We start from the raw sequence: 16,154 nt of genomic DNA, 5'->3' as shown, positions 1-16,154 counted from the left end.
TTGCCGCGCAGCGCTCCTACCTCTCCAGCGTCACACACCCGGCCATCAAGCAGCCTCGCGCGTACCGCGCGGCGCGGAAGCGGGCTTCAGGGATGGCCGGGCTCAACACGAGAGGAGTTTTCCATGAAACGAGTGATCATGATTCTGGCAACAGCGGCGCTCGCCTCGACGCTCGCCATCGGCACGGCCGACGCGCACGGCGGCGGTGGTGGTGGCGGCGGCCACGGCGGATTTGGCGGTGGCGGATTCGGCGGCGGACATGCGGGCTTTGGCGGCGGCGCGCATTTCGGCGGCATGGGGCACGAGGGCGGCTTCGGCGGCGGCGCCCGGTTCGGCGGCGAGCACCTAGGCTTCGGCGATCATGCCGCAACCCGCGGCTTCGGCCAGCACGCGTTTCACCGCGACGGCCGCTTCCGCGCCGGATATGGATTCTACGGCGCCGGTCCGGATTGCTATGATTGGTACGAGCTGCATCCCGGCCAGCCGGTGCCGCTGAGCTGCAGCTAGCCAGTCGCGCACTTTTAGCAGCGCTGGTAGGATGGGTAGAGCGAAGCGAAACCCATCCTGTTTCATCCGCGCGGAAGCATGATGGGTTTCGCAAGTGCTCTACCCATCCTACGACCTAACAGGCACAGCTTCGCATCCTCGCGGCGCATTTCGCCCGAGCTTTGCTTCGTCATTCCACCCTCTTGTCCAAGAGGGTGCAGGGAAGGCCGGGTGCCGGCTGGCACCCGCGGTCCGCTGCGCGAAGATGGTGCGCAAAAGAACCGCACAGCAGCATACAGGTGTAGCCAATCACTCGGCCTTCCCTGCGCGATGGTTGGACGGCTTATGCCGTGCTCTCCCGGGAGCCGAGTTCGTTCTGGCCTCCCTCACCCCAGCGAAATTCACCGACACCACGCCGGTTGACGCAGATGCCGCATTCGCTAGGGCTTGACCGTAGCAACGACGGCCAGGACCACACGGTTTTGCCGTACGCACGGCCCGCCATTTCACCACCGGTTTCGACGACGTTGTGCACCTTGCCGCCGACCTGATGACGAGACGAAGCCTAGCAGCGCCGCTCGTCGGAACGAAGCCTTGGGCTCACGGAGAGCAATCCGCCCTGCCCTTGGCCACTCGCACCCGAACGCTGCCGCGTCCACCGCAAGCCCGGCTCGCGAACATGACGACCACAAGATCGCCCCTCAAGGATGAGCCGGGATGGACGACACATACGCCATTTCCGAATTTCGGTAAAGTGGAATATTTTTGTGGGGAGGGGTTGACGGGGTGGCGGGTGTTTTGCCCGACGGGTAGTCCTCCCATAGGTCAAAGCCGCACATGCGAAGCTTGGGGAAATCGTAGCGGGAGACCGCTACGGTGCCAAACCCACGACTGTGGAGGCGCTGTTCGCTTACCGGAGGGCAGCTTAACCCCCGGCCTCGTGCCTTGATAGCCCGCCAGAAGCCGCCGTTCTTACGCGGTCCACGCGCGCCCGCGCATCGATGCAAAAATTCACGATTCCGACCGTATCATTCGGTGCACCTCTCCCCCGCGGAGAGAGGTGATCCGAGTCCTCGCCTTGTACCGATTCAAGCGCGTTCATCCGGTCTAGCTCGGAACAGGGGCTTCCGATTCCAGCAGGGACGCGGCCTTGAGATCGCTCCAGAGCGCGGCTGGCACCGTGGTGGTCAGCGCTGCCACGTTGCGCTCGACCTCCTGCGCATTATGCGCCCCGAGGACCACGCTCGCGACCGCGGGATGACCGAGCGCAAAATGTAGAGCGGCCGTCGGCAGCGCTACGTCATGAGCTGCGCAGATACGCTGGATTTCGGCAACCTTCGAAAGGATCTGCGGCGGTGCGTCCTGATAATTGTACTTGGCGCCCTTGGTGGCGCCCGTCGCCAGAATCCCCGAATTGAACACGCCGCCGAGCAGCACCGCGATGCCCTCCTTCAGCGCCAGCGGCATGAACTCTTCGAGTGCTGGCTGCTCCAGCAGCGAATAGCGCCCCGCGAGCAGCATCACCTCGAAGGATCCGGCCTGCGCGAAGCGCACGCACATCTCGGCCTCGTTGACGCCGATCCCGATGCCCGCGACCACACCTTCGGAACGAAGTTTGTCCAGCGCTACATAGGCCCCGGACATCGCTTCGCGAAACCGGTCCTCGATCGCGTCCTTGCCGTGGGTCCACACATCGACATCGTGGATTAGCAGCAGGTCGATCCGGTCGGTGCCAAGCCGCAACAGCGACTGCTCGACCGAGCGCATGGTGCCGTCATAGGAATAGTCGACGACGGCCCGGTGCGGCTGTCCGCCAACAAATCCGGACCGAGTCTCCGGCTGGTGAAACGGATCCATCCAGCGACCCGTCTTGGTGCAAAGCACCACATCCTTGCGGGGCACGCGCCGGAGCGCCGTTCCGCAGCGATGCTCCGACAGGCCGTTGCCATAGTGCGGTGATGTATCGAGCAGATTGATGCCGAGCTCGAAGGCGCGGCTCGCGGCGGCGATCGCAGTGTGGTCGTCGAGCTCGAGAAAGAGATCGCCGAGCGGTGCGGTTCCGAACCCGAGGATGGAGACTTCGAGACCGGTCCGGCCAAGTGTGCGGCGCGGCAAAGCTGATTGCGAAATCATGGTGGATTGCTCTTCCTTCTTCGCGCCTTGATCGCGCGCTCGTCTCATTGCAGCGACGCGCAGCGTATGTATTTGCCGTCGGGTGTCAACGCGAGGATTGCGGGTCTCGTACAAGACTATTCCGCTCATACATTCGGGTTGCTAAGAAAAGCGGAACCGGCACGCGGGCACTTCACGACCTGCGGCAACGAAGGAGGAACGATGCTCCCCTATGTCACGCACGATCCGCGATTTGCCCGCCTGGTCTTTGGTCACGCCAATCTCGAAAAACTCACCAGCGGCTGCCGCTGGGCCGAAGGACCCGCTTACTTTCCGGCCGGCCGCTATTTGATCTGGTCCGACATTCCGAGCAACCGGATGATGCGCTTCGACGAGACGGATTCATCGGTGTCGGTGTTCCGCTCGCCGAGCTTCAACTCGAACGGCAACACGACCGATCGCGAGGGGCGGCTGGTCACTTGCGAGCACTTCATGCGCCGCATCACCCGGACCGAGCACGACGGCTCCATCACGGTGCTTGCCGAACAGTTCGAAGGGCGTCGGCTGAACTCGCCCAACGATGTCGTGGTGAAATCGGACGGCTCGATCTGGTTTTCGGATCCGACCTACGGCATCGACAGCGATTACGAGGGCCGACATGCCAAATCCGAGATTGGCGCCTCCAACGTGTACCGGATCGATCCAGCGGGCGGCGAGATCAGCCTGGTCGTCTCTGACCGCGTGCAGCCGAACGGGCTGGCGTTCTCGCCAGACGAGAAGCTGCTTTATGTCGCCGATACCGGCGCGACCCACGTCGACGGGCTGCCCGCGACGATCTGGTCCTACAAGGTGCAGGGAAACGAGGTCGCTGAGCCCTCGCTGTTTTCCACCTGCCCCGACGGGCTCTATGACGGATTTCGCTGCGACATCCATGGCAACATCTGGACGTCGGCGGGACGGAGCGTGTTCTGCTACGGGACCGACGGGACGCATATCGGCACGATCCCGATCGGTGAGATCGTGGCGAATGTCTGTTTCGGCGGTCCACGGCGCAACCGCCTGTACATTTGCGGACAGACCTCGTTGTATTCGATCTTCCTCAATACGCGCGCGGCCGTGTAAGCTTAGGCCGGCCATCTAGCTCGTGACGCGTTCGCCCCGCCCGTAGACGAGCAGCATGAAGATGATAACGAGACCATAGATCACCTGGCGGCCCGCCTCCGGCATCTCCATGATCGACAATACGCTGTTCAGGAGCACGATCAGGACGACGCCGATCAGCGTGCCGAGATAGCGGCCGCGGCCGCCGAGGATGTTGGTGCCTCCAATCACGACGGCGGCGATCGAGGGCAGCAGATAGGCGTCTCCCATGCCTTGGTAGGCCTTGGTGGAATAGCCGGCGAGCAGCACGCCCGCGAGCGCGGCAGCAAGGCCGCAGAGCACGAAGCAGACCACCGTGACGCGGCGCGTGTTGACGCCGGCCAGATAGGCCGCCGCCTCCTTGTTGCCGATGGCGTAGATGTAGCGGCCGAGCGACATGCGCTGCAGGATGACGACCACCAGCACGGACACCGCGGCCCAGACGAACAGCGCGTTGGGAATGCCGAGCGTACGATCGCCCGCCAGCATCCGCATCAGGTCGGTCGCCCCGGTCTGCGGTGCGTAGCCGCCAGTATGCGCGACCATCAGGCCGCGCATCACGGCATTCACGCCCAGCGTAAAGATCATCGAGGGGACCCGCAGATACGCGACCCCGACGCCGTTGACGAGCCCGACCAGAACGCCGACCCCGAGCCCGACCGGAATTGCGAGAGGACCGCCGACCGAGGTCGCCATCATGGCCGCGGCGGCGAGCGTCCAGGGCACCGACAGGTCGATCTGCGCGATCAGGATCACGATCATCATGCCGGCCGAGACGATCCCGAGGAACGCACCGATCTGCAATTGCTGCAGAAGATAGGCCGGAGACAACAGGGGAGCGCTGCCGAAACGGGCGAATGTGTAAACCGTACCCGCGACGAGAATGACGACGATGAACGCCGCCGCAATCAGGATCGGGCGGTCGTCGCGCGAGAGACTGAATGAGGCCGCCGTCATCGAAACAGCTCCAGCGTGTTCTTGACGCGTAGCATGCCCAACGCGCCGATGCTGACGGCAGCGAGCAGGATCACGCCCTCGAACAGCGGCTGCAGAAGAGGGGCAATGTCGAAGATGCGGAAGAAGAAGGAAATCACGCGCAAGACCATGGCCCCGAAGATCGACCCGATCGCACTGCCGGTTCCGCCAAGCAGCGAAGTGCCGCCGATCACCACGGAGGCGATCGAGTTGAGCGTATAGGCGCCGGCCTGCGGAATGTCCGCATTCCCAGACGACGTCTGGATAGCAAGGAAGAGACCGCCGCAGCCGGCGAAGAAGCCCGCGAGCGTGAAGGCGGCGATCTTGGCGCGCTCGATCGGAAGGCCGGACATATAAGCCGCGCCCTCGGCCGAGCCGATCGCATAGACGGCGCGGCCGAGAACGGAGCGGCGGAACGGCACCCACACCAGCAGCGGAATGAGAACGAGAAGCACAAAGGGCACCGGGATCCAGGCGAACGGCGCAAACCAGGCAGCCGCGCCATCGTCGAAGATGTGCACGGTCGAGGCGAAATCGCCGAGCGAGTTAGTCAGCGCCCAGTTCAGATCAACATCGATCTTGCCGCCCGGGGTCGGACGCAGGAAAAGCGCGATGCCGATGTAGACCGCGCCGGTCGCAAGCGTCGCGATGATCGGCTGGATGCGCCCATAGACGACGACGCAACCATTGATAAAGCCGGCAGCCGCGCCGATCGCAAGGCACACGGCGATCCCGAGCAGAATGCCGCTCACGCCGCCCGGAAAGGTGCCGAGGCCGAGATGCACGCCGAACATGTCGAGATGCAGCGGCGCACCACCTGCCGCGCCGGTCAGGAGGTAGCTCGCAAAGCAGCCCACCATGGTCATGACCGCTCCGACGGAGAGATCAAGGCCCGACATCAAGACCGGCACTGTCTGCGCCATCGCCAGCATGGCGAGCGCAAAGATTTCGTCGCCATTCTGCACCAGCACGGCGGAGGAGAAACCGCGGGGATGCGCGGCGTTGTAGAAAATGTAGAGGGCACAGAACAACAGGATGGCGGTGACCAGACCGATGTTCTGGCGGATCCTGATCGCGATATCGTCAAGCATGCGCCGCCCCCGCTGCGGTATCGGTGTCGACATTCAGGGAGCTTGCGACAATGTTGGTCTCGGTGAGGTCGTCGCCCTCGAGCTCGCGCACGATGCGGCCGTCATACATGATGACGACGCGGTCGCAGCAGCCGATCAGCTCGTCATAGTCGGTCGAGTAGAACAGGATTGCGGCGCCCTGGTCGGCGAGTTCGCGCATCAGCCGGTAGAGCTCCTGCTTGGTGCCTACGTCGATTCCGCGCGTGGGATCGTTGAGCAGGATGATGCGCGGATCGGTCATCAGCCATTTGGCGAGCACGACCTTCTGCTGGTTTCCGCCCGACAGCGTCGAGACCGCATCACTCGCTGCGTCCAACTTGATCTGTAGCCTCGCGATGGCTCGCTGGATCGCGGTGCGTTCCCGGCCGGTATCGATGAATGGGCCAGTGGAAAGCGCGTCGAGCGATGCGATCGCAAGATTGTCCGCGATCGACACCGGCAGCATCAGCCCTTCGGTCTTGCGGTCCTCAGGGACGAGCGCGATGCCGACCGATTTTGCCGCCGCCGGGGAGCCGGGACGTACTTCGCGATCCGCCACCGTGAGACGACCAGTGACGCCGCGCAAAACACCGAACAGAGCAAGCAACAGGGATTTCTGGCCCTGCCCGTCGAGACCGCCGAGCCCGACGATCTCGCCGGCGCCGATGCTCAGTGAAATGCGATCGAGCTGCCTCTCCCAGCACAGGTTCTCGAGCGCCAGCACCGGCTTCGCGGCATTTCGCGCAGGCTTGGGCGGATACTGGGCCGCGATGTCACGCCCGATCATGAGCTGGATGATATCGGCGGTCGAACGCCTCCCCTTGTCGAAGGTCTCGATATGGCGGCCGTTGCGAAACACCGAGGCGCGGTCGGCGAGCGCCTCGACCTCGTGCATGCGGTGCGAGATGTACAGGATTGCGACGCCCTCGGCCTTGAGCCGTGCCAGCATCGCATAAACCTTCTCCACATCGGCGCTCGTCAGTGCCGATGTCGCCTCGTCGAGGATAAGCAACTGCGGCCGCTTGCCGAGCGCCTTCGCGATCTCGACCACCTGGCGCCTCGATAGGGGCAGATCGCGCACGCGCCTCAGGGGGTTGACGTCCTCACAGCCGATCTCGGACAACAGTTCTTCGGCGCGGCGGCGCTGGGCCTTCGCATCGATCAGGCCGAACCGCCGCGGCGGGGATGCAATGGAGATGTTGTCCGCGACCGAGAGGTCGGGCATCAGCGATAGCTCCTGAAAGATGCAGACGACACCGGCTGCATTCGCCGCCGACGGCGTGGCGAAGCTGACCTCGCTCCCCGCGAGGCGCATGCGGCCGCTGTCGGGCTGCACCACACCGGCAATGATCTTGATCAGGGTCGACTTGCCGGCGCCGTTCTCGCCCAGCACGGCGTGGATCTTGCCGCGCTCGCAGGCGAAATCGACCCCTTCCAGCGCCCGAACGCCGGCATAGCGCTTGGAGATGCCGGCAAGCTCCAGGAAGGCGGATTGCGTCGGGTCGGCAACCGGCATGCCCGGGCCTTCACGCGACGGCGGCCCGGCGAATGCCGGGCCGTGACAGAGACATCGCTGGAGCCGTCACTGGGTGTTCTTCTCGCTCTGCGACATGATCTCCGGCGCAGTGAAGTTCACGCCGCACGGCGTGAACTGATTCGGCGCGAAGAAGTTGGCATTGAGCTCAGGCCAGTAATTCGTGCCCGGCTTGAGATCCTTGTAGGTCGCCACTGGAATCGGGATCGAGATCAGCTGCGGCATAATGCTGCCCTGCAGCGCCGAGATCGCCGCCTTGGTCGCGATCGCCACCAGCGCCGGCGACTGGCCGTAGGACATTCCCTTCAGTCCGTCCTTGGCGTGATCGGCGATCTGCTTGCGGTACTCGTTCTCGCCCTCACCCGACATCGGCACAAAGGGATGCTTGGCAGCCATCAGCGCCTGCACGGTGCCATCGGATCCGCCCTGGGTGAATACTCCATCGAAATGGCCATGCACGGCTAGCGCATCCGCAGTCACCTTCTGCGAGGTGCCGGTGTCCCAATTACCCACCACCTCGGTGATTTTGAAGCTGTTGCCGGGCGATTCTATTACCTCGCGGAAACCGAGATGACGGTCGCGGTCGACGGAATTTCCCGGCAGGCCGCGGACTTCAAGGATGTCGCCGGATTTCTTGCCGCTCTCGTCGATCAGCCATTTGGCCGACATACGGCCCATTTCCTTCTGGTCCTCGTTGACCATCATCACCTTGTCGGTGTCGAGGACGTTGTCGAACGGCACCACCACGACGTTGTTCTTGTCGGCAAGACGGATGATGCGATCAAAACCGTCGGGAGCGACCGCAATGGTAACGATTGCGTCGAAGCCTTGGTTGATGAAGTCCTCCATCGCGCCAAGTTGCGCCGCCACATCGGTCCCGGTGGAAACGACCTTGAACTCCTTGATGTTCTCTTTGATACCCGGCTGATCGGCGAAAGCCTTGGCAGTCTTCACCATCTGGATGCGCCAGGTGTTGCCGACAAAACCGTTGACCAGCGCGATCCTGTAGGGGCCCGCCTTCTTGGGCCACTGAAAGAATTTGGTCTCGGACGACCATGGCTTGAAGCAGGCGGGGTCGGCGCCCGGGCCGGAGACGACCTTAGGACCTGCCAGAGCACTCACCGATGACAACAGCAAGCCGGCGCAAGCCAGCCCCGTCAGACGAAGCGTCCACACCATGTCGTGTCTCCCTGAGCGTTTGTGTTCCACCCTAACGCGGCGCGTAGCCATGCCGGGAATTGACCTTCCCGTGCGCGTGTTGCGTTAGGATGGCACGCAACTTGCGATGCTGACAAGCCGAGGGCGGACGCTCCGGCGCGAGACACGATCTGCACGCACGGCCAACCGACGACAATTGCGGGAAGCAGAAAACGTAACAATGACAGTCGGATGTTCGTGGGCGGCAAGGGATTGTGCAACGGCGAAGCCGGCCATGGCCGGCCTTTCATGGTGGCATCCACGCGCGTCACGAAAAAAATGACACTCAGGGAAAAGTGTGAATCGCTACGCGAAGCCGAACGAAGCCCGATTGCTGAAGCTGGATTGAAGCCAGAAGCCGGGACTACTTGCTTTCGTCCGGCGGGGTGGCGTGGCGCTCCTTCGGTGAGACGATGGCTGTAGGAACGCCGATCGCTCGCAGCTCCTCACTCAGCAGCTCGAAGACGCGATCAGGTATCGCACTGCGACGATGGCTGGCGAACATCTCGCTTGCTTGACACGTTCTGGAGTGCCGGTCTCTAATCTCCCTCAAGGTCCTGCGGTTGGACAGGCAACTCTTTCTGCCCCCAAGCAAGAACAGGCTCGACTGCCCCCACCCATCGACTGTCAGATCGAGGGTGCGGAATCCAAGATAGTTTCCTGGGAGGGAACAATGGACAGACGTCAGACGCTCAAGCTGATCGGTGGTACGGCCGCGTTTGCCGGTGCCGGTTTTCCGGGCTTTGCCTTTGCGCAAGCCCAAAAGGAAATGGTCACGGTCGTGAAGATCGCGGGAATTCCGTGGTTCAACGCACTTGAAAAGGGAATCCAGAAGGGTGCGAAGGACTTCAGCATTAATGCCACTATGGTTGGCCCGGCGAACGTCGATCCGGCACAGCAAGTAAAGCTCCTTGAGGATCTGATTGCCAAGAAAGTCAACGTGATCGGCTTGGTCCCGCTTGATGTAAAAGTCTGCGAGCCCGTGCTGAAGCGCGCCCAGGCCGCCGGAATCAAGGTCATCACGCATGAGGGTCCGGAACAGGAAGGTCGTGACTGGAATGTGGAATTGATCGACTCCGTTCGCTTCGGCGAAGTGCAGATGGAACGTCTCGCCAAGGACATGGGCGGCGAAGGTGATTATGTGGTCTATGTCGGGACTCTTACGACGCCGCTTCACAACAAATGGGCCGATGCCGCGATTGCCTACCAGCAGAAGAATTTTCCGAAAATGAAGCTCGTCGCCGACCGCTTCCCCGGCGCCGACGAGATCGACACCAGCCAACGCACGACGCTCGACGTGATCAAGGCCTATCCGAACCTGCGTGGTATTCTCGGCTTCGGTTCGAATGGACCTATCGGGGCCGGAAATGCTGTGCGTCAACAACGCCTTGGCAAGAAGATCGCCGTGGTCGGCACCGTGCTGCCGAGCCAGGCGAAGTCGCTTATCGCGGACGATACGATCCGCGAAGGTTTTCTGTGGAATCCCACCGATGCGGGTTACGCGATGGTCGCGGTGGCCAAACTCGTGCTCGATGGCAAACCGATCACGGATGGCGTCGATGTACCCGGCCTTGGCAAGGCAGCCGTCGACGTTGCAGGAAAGCAGATCAAGGTGGACAAGATCATGCGCATCAACAAGGAAACCATCGACGGGTTGATCGCCGGAGGGCTCTAGGCCGACACCCGTTTAGTCGCCTCATCGCGCTGCATTCCCGGCCCTTCCGGTCGGGAATGCAGTACCACTCGAGTGATCGCACGATCGAACGTCCATTGCAGGCGAACCTTTGGCGACTTTCCTGGAGATGTCCGACATATCGAAGCGCTTCGGCGGCGTGCACGCGCTCCGCGGCGTCGATTTCACTCTGGAAGTCGGCGAGGTGCATTGCCTGGTCGGTGAAAACGGCTCCGGAAAATCCACACTGATCAAGATCATTTCGGGCGTCGAGGCAGCGGAGCCTGGCGGCCGCATCGCAATTTCCGGCAAGGAATATCCCAAACTAAACCCGGTCTACTCCACGCATTGCGGCATTCAGGTCATCTACCAGGATCTTTCGCTATTCCCCAACCTCACCGTCGCCGAGAATATCGCGATGGCGCACCATCTTGGCGGCCTCCATTCGGTGAACTGGGCCTCAATGCGCGCCACCGCGAAGACCACAATGGCAAGGATCGGCGTCGAGTTCGACCCGGACGCGAAAGTCTCAGAGCTCAGCATTGCCGGACGCCAGCTGATCGCGATCTGCCGCGCCTTGGCTGCGGATGCCAAACTCCTGATTATGGATGAGCCGACGGCATCGTTGACCCGCCACGAGGTGAACGCCCTGATCGCGCTCGTAAGGGAGCTGAAGCGTGCTGGCATCTGCGTCGTTTTCGTCAGTCACCGTCTCGACGAGGTGCTTGAAATCGCCGAACGCGTAACGGTACTGCGGGATGGCGCCAAAGTCGGTACTTTTGCTGCAGACACAATCGACGGTGGGAAACTCAGCCATCTGATGACCGGTAAGTCCTTCGAGTATCAGGTACAGGCGCCTGAGCTTGCCGCTGGCCCGGTCGTGCTGGAAGTGAAGGGCCTTGGCCGCCAGGGTGAGTATGAGGATGTAAGCTTGCAGTTGCGCGCAGGGGAAGTGGTGGGTCTCACCGGTCTGCTCGGCTCGGGTCGAACCGAACTCGCGCTATCGCTGTTCGGCATGAAGCCGCCCGACCGCGGCACCATCGCGCTTGACGGGCAGCCGATCGCGCTCCGGACAAATGCAGAGGCGATCGACCGAGGGATTGCCTATGTATCCGAGGATCGGCTTACGCTTGGTCTCATCCTGAACCAGTCCGTCACGGCGAACGTCACGCTCACGGTGCTGGAACGTCTGGCTGGCGCATTCGGCCTGATTGCCGCAGGCGCGCGACAGAGCCATGTGGCTCGGTGGGTCGCCGAACTCGGGATTAAGGTCTCCAACCCGGCCAACGCGGTGAAGACCCTCTCCGGGGGCAATCAGCAGCGGGTCGTGCTCGCCAAATGGATGGCGACCAGCCCGCGGGTGCTTATCCTCGATAGTCCTACGGTGGGCGTCGACATCAGCGCCAAGGACGGAATCTATGAAATCATCCGGCGGCTGGCCCGCGACGGCGTTGCGGTGCTGATGATATCAGACGAAATCCCGGAGGTCCTTTATCATAGTCATCGCGTGCTAGTGATGCGGGAAGGACGTTTGACAACCGATGTGGCTGCCGCAGCCACTTCCGAAGATGAGCTTCGGCAGGCCGTCAATGCCTGAATCGCGCATTGCATCATTTGGGAGGTTTCGTCGCAGCCATGAGTTCTGGCTGCTGATGGTAATCCTCGGGCTCTGCGCCAGCTTGGGCTTCGCGAATGCCCAATTCCTGACCGTGCAGAATCTGTTTGATCTGCTGACCTCCTACGCCTTCGTCGGCATCCTGGCGCTCGGACTATTGGTCGTGCTGATCGCCGGGGGTATCGACATCTCGTTCACCGCCACCGCGTCGGTGGCGCAATATGTCACACTCTCGCTTGCCAATGCTTACGGCGCGAACTGGATCAGCGTCTTTGCGATCGCGATTGGGATTGGCGGTGCGCTGGGTGCCCTCAACGCGATCTTCATCCAGAAACTTCGAATACCATCGATCATCGTTTCGGTCGCAACTCTGAACATTTTCTATGGACTTCTGATCTTCTTCACCGGCGGCAAATACATCTATTCGTTGCCCGACTGGTTTGCGACCGGAATATTCTGGTTCGAATTCGAATGGGGCAAGGATAGCTCGTACGGCATCAACCTGCAGATCCTTGCGCTCGCGCTGGCGTTTCTCGTCACCTGGCTCCTGCTTAATCGAACTAATATCGGCCGGCAAATCTATGCCATGGGAGGCAATGCCGACGCTGCACAGCGGCTCGGCTTCCACATTTTCGGTCTCAACATACTGGTCTATTGCTACATGGGTGTCATGGCCGGAATCGCCTCGCTGATCCAGGCACAACTCGCGCAATCCGTTGCCCCGACAGTGCTGGTAGGCAAGGAACTCGATGTGGTCGCCGCCGTCGTGCTGGGCGGCGCCAGCTTGATGGGCGGCGTCGGCACAGTCCTCGGCACGTTTTTGGGCCTGACACTGCTCGCGGTGCTCCAAAACGGAATCATTTTGTTGGGCGTTTCGTCCTACTGGTCGCCGTTCTTCGTCGGTTTGGTTATTCTCATTTCGGTCTCAGCGACCGCCTGGTCCCAGCGAGAGCGGCGAACCCGGAGCGCGCGCCGATGAGCAATGCGCCCGCCCTCTCGCTTCGCCGGCGTATGGTCGGCCTCGCCGGCAGCGGCACGGTCACCACCCTCACCCTGCTGTTGTTCGCGCTCTGGGTGGCGTTCGCGATCACGATCGGCGACCGGTTCTTCTCGGTCAACACGCTGCAATCCATGGCTTTCCAGATGCCCGAACTCGGCATCCTCTCACTTGCGATGATGCTGGCCTTGCTATCCGGCGGACTCAACCTTTCGATCATCGCGACCGCCAATCTGTCCGGACTGACCATCGCCTTCCTGCTGACGCACTACATCCCGGGGAGTCAGGGCCTTGCCTGGGTCGGCATTCAGGTGCTGGCGATCGCTGCAGGATTCGCAGTGGCCGCATTGGTCGGCCTCCTCAACGGTTTTGTCATCGCCTATCTCGGCGTTTCGCCGATCCTGGCCACGCTCGGCACGATGACGCTCTGCAAGGGCATCGCGATCGGCCTGTCGCGCGGTAACGTCATCTCCGGATTTCCGGAGCCCATTGTATTTATCGGCAATGGAACGGTTTTCGGGGTACCCTTTGCTTTGATCGTACTTGTGTTCTGCGCCTTGCCCGTCGCGCTCATGCTGAACGCGACGCCGTTCGGGGCAAAGGTTTACATGATCGGCTCGAACGAGAAGGCGACCCGCTACTCCGGCGTCGATACCCGCGCCGTCCTCCTCAAACTCTATGTGTTTTCCAGCTTGCTCGCGGGCGTGGCAGCGGTGGTCATGTTGGCACGTTTCAATTCGGCCAACGCAGCATACGGCGAGAGCTATCTGTTGGTCACCATTCTCGCGGCCGTCCTCGGCGGCATCGATCCGTTTGGTGGCTTCGGCAAAGTCGGCGGGCTATTGCTTGCGCTGATCATCCTTCAGGTGATCTCATCGGCATTCAACCTTCTGAACCTCAGCCAATTCCTCACGCTGGCGATCTGGGGTGGAATCTTGATTGCCGTCGCGGCGGTTCCTCATTTCGCCGGCAAAGCGCCGCGGTAGCCAGCGATGATGCGCTCGATCGCCTCGCCCCGTATCGCAGTTCTCGACATTGGCAAGACCAATCTCAAACTGCTAGTGGCGAGCGAGGACGGCTGGCCGCTCGAAACACATGCGCTTCCAAATGTGCCGATGACTCAGGGCTCGTACCTCGCCTATGACCTTGCCGGGTTAGAAGAGTGGTTTCTCGATACCCTTGCCGTCGTGTCTCAACGCCATGCCATTGGAGCCGTGATCGTGGCTGCGCATGGATGCGGTGCGGTTCTCGTCGACGGTGATACGCCAGTGCTGCCGATGATGGACTATGATGCCGTCTCTCCACCGGCAATCGATGAAGCATATGCGCGAATCGCGCCCGGTTGCGATGAAGTGTTTTGCGGAATCGGAGGGGCGATGCGGCTAGGAAAACAGCTGCTGTGGCAGGAAAGCGCGTATCCCCTCGAATTCGCCCGCGCAAAAACCTATCTGACCACCGCGCAGTTTTTTGCCTTGCGGCTTGGCGGACGTGCGGCCAGTGAAATCTCACAGCTCGCGGCTCAGAGCCATATCTGGGACCTCATCCACCAGCAGCCTTCTTCTCTTATGCGCAAGCGCGGCTGGAGCCATCTGCTGCCCGAATGCGTACCCGCCGGCGAGGTGCTAGGGACGGTTTCGGAATCCGTAGCCAGGCGCTCCGGCCTGGCGCAATCGACCGAGATCCTCTGTGGCGTCCATGATTCCAACGCCAACCTGTTCCGCTACAAGGCCGCCGGCATGGCCGATGCCACGATCCTATCGACCGGTACCTGGATGATCGGCTTTCAGCGCGGCCTCCCCCTGGACAAACTCGATTGCACGCGCGCGATGGTTCTCAATATCGATGTCGATGGCGAGAATGCACCTTCGACATTGATCGCGACCGGCCGCGAATACGACCTGATCCGCGGGAACAATTGTGCTTCCGATGCAGCCGTCCTTGCCGCATTGCCCACCCTGCTGTCGAGGGGAACCCTGGCGCTCCCCTCATTCGTCGGCGATGATGGACTGTTTCCGGGCGCGGCTCGCCGCGGACGGGTCATCGGACCGCCCCCCGAAACGCCTGCCGAATGGCAGGCACTAGCGGTGCTCTACGCAGCATTCAGCGCAAACCGCTGTCTTGATGCGCTCGAGAGCTCACAACGCATAGTCATCGATGGTGGCTTTGCCGCAAACCTGCCCTTCGCCCGTTGCCTTGCGACTTTGCGATCCTCGCAGAGCGTCTGGGTGAGTCGGTCTCCGGACGGAACGGCGCTTGGCGCTGCGCTGCTGTGGCGGCGGTTCTCGCGTACGCTGCCGGTTTCGAGTGTGATCCTTGAAGCCGTCACATCACTCAGCAACGATGGGTTCGAACCGCGCGACCTTTCCGCCGCCTACCAGTCCTGGATCGCTTTCTCGGAGCCGTCTTCATGACAGACCATAATCATGCCGATCTCCGCCAAGGCATTGTCGATACCTGCAGGGAGATGAATCGAAACGGCCTCAATCAGGGCACATCCGGCAATCTTTCGCACCGGATTCCAAACGGCATGCTGATCACGCCTACCAGTCTGCCCTATGATCGGATGCAGCCAGACGACATTGTCGCGATGGATTTTGCCGCGAACTACCAGGGCAACCATCGGCCTTCATCCGAATGGCGCTTTCATCGCGATATTCTGCGAGCACGCGAAGACGTCAACGTCGTGCTGCATACGCATTCCACCTTCAGCACGATTCTCGCCGTTCATGAGCGTGGCATTCCCTGCTTCCACTATATGGTTGCAGTTGCGGGTGGCAACGATGTGCGCTGTACGCCATATGCTTGTTTCGGCACTCAGGCACTATCGGACTACGCCCTCAAGGCCCTCGAAGATCGCAACGCTTGCCTCCTTGGCCATCATGGCTTGATCGTAACGGCCCAAACGTTCGAAAAGGCGCTTTGGCTCGCCGTGGAGGTGGAGACGCTGGCGAAGATGTATGTCCATGCGTTGGCTATCGGCGAGCCGCCGCGCCTCAGCGACGCTGAAATGGCGCAGGTACATCAGCAGATGAAACGCATGGGATACGGCCAGGCGCCTGACCTTGACGATGTCGGCGATGTTCCGCGCGCCCTCCCTGAGTCGAAACGGACGGCACATTGATGGTGGATTTTCGCGGACAGCTGCCACCAAGTTCGCTCAGCACCGGCCACGCAGAACGAAGGCCGAGGCCGGATGTACGGGTTTGACCGTCACAGCCCTTGGGCAGAAGACGTGCGCGAACAATCAGGCTTGCCCGCTTCACCGCTCAAGAGATCAACGACTTAGCTTGTCGATCGGCTCCGCGCAATTGCGGCAG

At 61.7% G+C, this 16,154-nt stretch carries 13 protein-coding genes; 8 read left to right on the top strand and 5 right to left on the bottom strand.

Annotated features, from left to right (window positions below; translation table 11 throughout):
- Nucleotides 1-123: 123 nt before the first annotated feature.
- Nucleotides 124-507: a hypothetical protein gene (locus ABIB80_RS08710; protein ID WP_219681618.1), complete on the top strand. Its 384-nt coding sequence runs from the start codon at nucleotides 124-126 to the stop codon at nucleotides 505-507.
- 1,086 nt (nucleotides 508-1,593) lie between these two features.
- Here the strand turns inward: ABIB80_RS08710 and ABIB80_RS08705 are convergent.
- A complete protein-coding gene (locus tag ABIB80_RS08705; RefSeq protein WP_354127189.1) occupies nucleotides 1,594-2,619 on the bottom strand; it encodes an aldo/keto reductase in 1,026 nt (341 codons plus the stop codon).
- A 201-nt stretch (nucleotides 2,620-2,820) separates the two neighbouring features.
- Here ABIB80_RS08705 and ABIB80_RS08700 point away from each other — a divergent pair, with 201 nt between their 5' ends.
- Entirely contained in the window at nucleotides 2,821-3,720 is a 900-nt protein-coding gene (locus ABIB80_RS08700; protein ID WP_219681620.1) for an SMP-30/gluconolactonase/LRE family protein, read from the top strand.
- A gap of 15 nt (nucleotides 3,721-3,735) precedes the next feature.
- Here the strand turns inward: ABIB80_RS08700 and ABIB80_RS08695 are convergent, their stop codons facing one another.
- From ABIB80_RS08695 to ABIB80_RS08680, 4 genes are all read right to left on the bottom strand, one after another.
- Nucleotides 3,736-4,695, bottom strand: a complete 960-nt coding sequence (locus ABIB80_RS08695; RefSeq protein WP_007596117.1) for an ABC transporter permease — start codon at nucleotides 4,693-4,695, stop codon at nucleotides 3,736-3,738.
- Nucleotides 4,692-5,804 (bottom strand): ABC transporter permease, encoded by a 1,113-nt coding sequence (locus ABIB80_RS08690; protein WP_007596118.1) that lies wholly within the window; start codon nucleotides 5,802-5,804, stop codon nucleotides 4,692-4,694. The genes ABIB80_RS08695 and ABIB80_RS08690 overlap by 4 nt, the downstream gene beginning before the upstream one ends.
- Entirely contained in the window at nucleotides 5,797-7,338 is a 1,542-nt protein-coding gene (locus ABIB80_RS08685; RefSeq protein WP_354127188.1) for a sugar ABC transporter ATP-binding protein, read from the bottom strand. The genes ABIB80_RS08690 and ABIB80_RS08685 overlap by 8 nt, the downstream gene beginning before the upstream one ends.
- Nucleotides 7,339-7,404: 66 nt before the next feature.
- Complete coding sequence (locus tag ABIB80_RS08680) at nucleotides 7,405-8,535, bottom strand: sugar ABC transporter substrate-binding protein (RefSeq protein ID WP_007596120.1); 1,131 nt, start codon at nucleotides 8,533-8,535, stop codon at nucleotides 7,405-7,407.
- Between the two features lie 691 nt (nucleotides 8,536-9,226).
- Here ABIB80_RS08680 and ABIB80_RS08675 point away from each other — a divergent pair.
- From ABIB80_RS08675 to ABIB80_RS08650, 6 genes are all read left to right on the top strand, one after another.
- Nucleotides 9,227-10,228, top strand: a complete 1,002-nt coding sequence (locus tag ABIB80_RS08675) for an autoinducer 2 ABC transporter substrate-binding protein (RefSeq protein ID WP_007596122.1) — start codon at nucleotides 9,227-9,229, stop codon at nucleotides 10,226-10,228.
- 127 nt (nucleotides 10,229-10,355) lie between these two features.
- Complete coding sequence (locus ABIB80_RS08670; RefSeq protein ID WP_035993496.1) at nucleotides 10,356-11,822, top strand: sugar ABC transporter ATP-binding protein; 1,467 nt, start codon at nucleotides 10,356-10,358, stop codon at nucleotides 11,820-11,822.
- Nucleotides 11,815-12,819, top strand: a complete 1,005-nt coding sequence (locus tag ABIB80_RS08665; RefSeq protein ID WP_007596125.1) for an ABC transporter permease — start codon at nucleotides 11,815-11,817, stop codon at nucleotides 12,817-12,819. The genes ABIB80_RS08670 and ABIB80_RS08665 overlap by 8 nt, the downstream gene beginning before the upstream one ends.
- On the top strand, nucleotides 12,816-13,823 hold the full coding sequence (locus ABIB80_RS08660; protein WP_007596126.1) for an ABC transporter permease: 1,008 nt from the start codon (nucleotides 12,816-12,818) through the stop codon (nucleotides 13,821-13,823). The genes ABIB80_RS08665 and ABIB80_RS08660 overlap by 4 nt, the downstream gene beginning before the upstream one ends.
- A 6-nt stretch (nucleotides 13,824-13,829) precedes the next feature.
- A complete protein-coding gene (locus ABIB80_RS08655) occupies nucleotides 13,830-15,248 on the top strand; it encodes an FGGY-family carbohydrate kinase (RefSeq protein ID WP_007596127.1) in 1,419 nt (472 codons plus the stop codon).
- Nucleotides 15,245-15,958 (top strand): class II aldolase/adducin family protein, encoded by a 714-nt coding sequence (locus tag ABIB80_RS08650; RefSeq protein ID WP_007596128.1) that lies wholly within the window; start codon nucleotides 15,245-15,247, stop codon nucleotides 15,956-15,958. Before ABIB80_RS08655 ends, ABIB80_RS08650 begins: the two co-directional genes overlap by 4 nt.
- Nucleotides 15,959-16,154 lie beyond the last annotated feature (196 nt).

This window comes from Bradyrhizobium sp. i1.15.2 (genome assembly GCF_040548425.1).
Taxonomy (GTDB): Bacteria; Pseudomonadota; Alphaproteobacteria; order Rhizobiales; family Xanthobacteraceae; genus Bradyrhizobium; species Bradyrhizobium canariense.
Note: the sequence above shows the minus strand (reverse complement) of the source record. Positions and strands in the feature narration are given on the sequence as shown.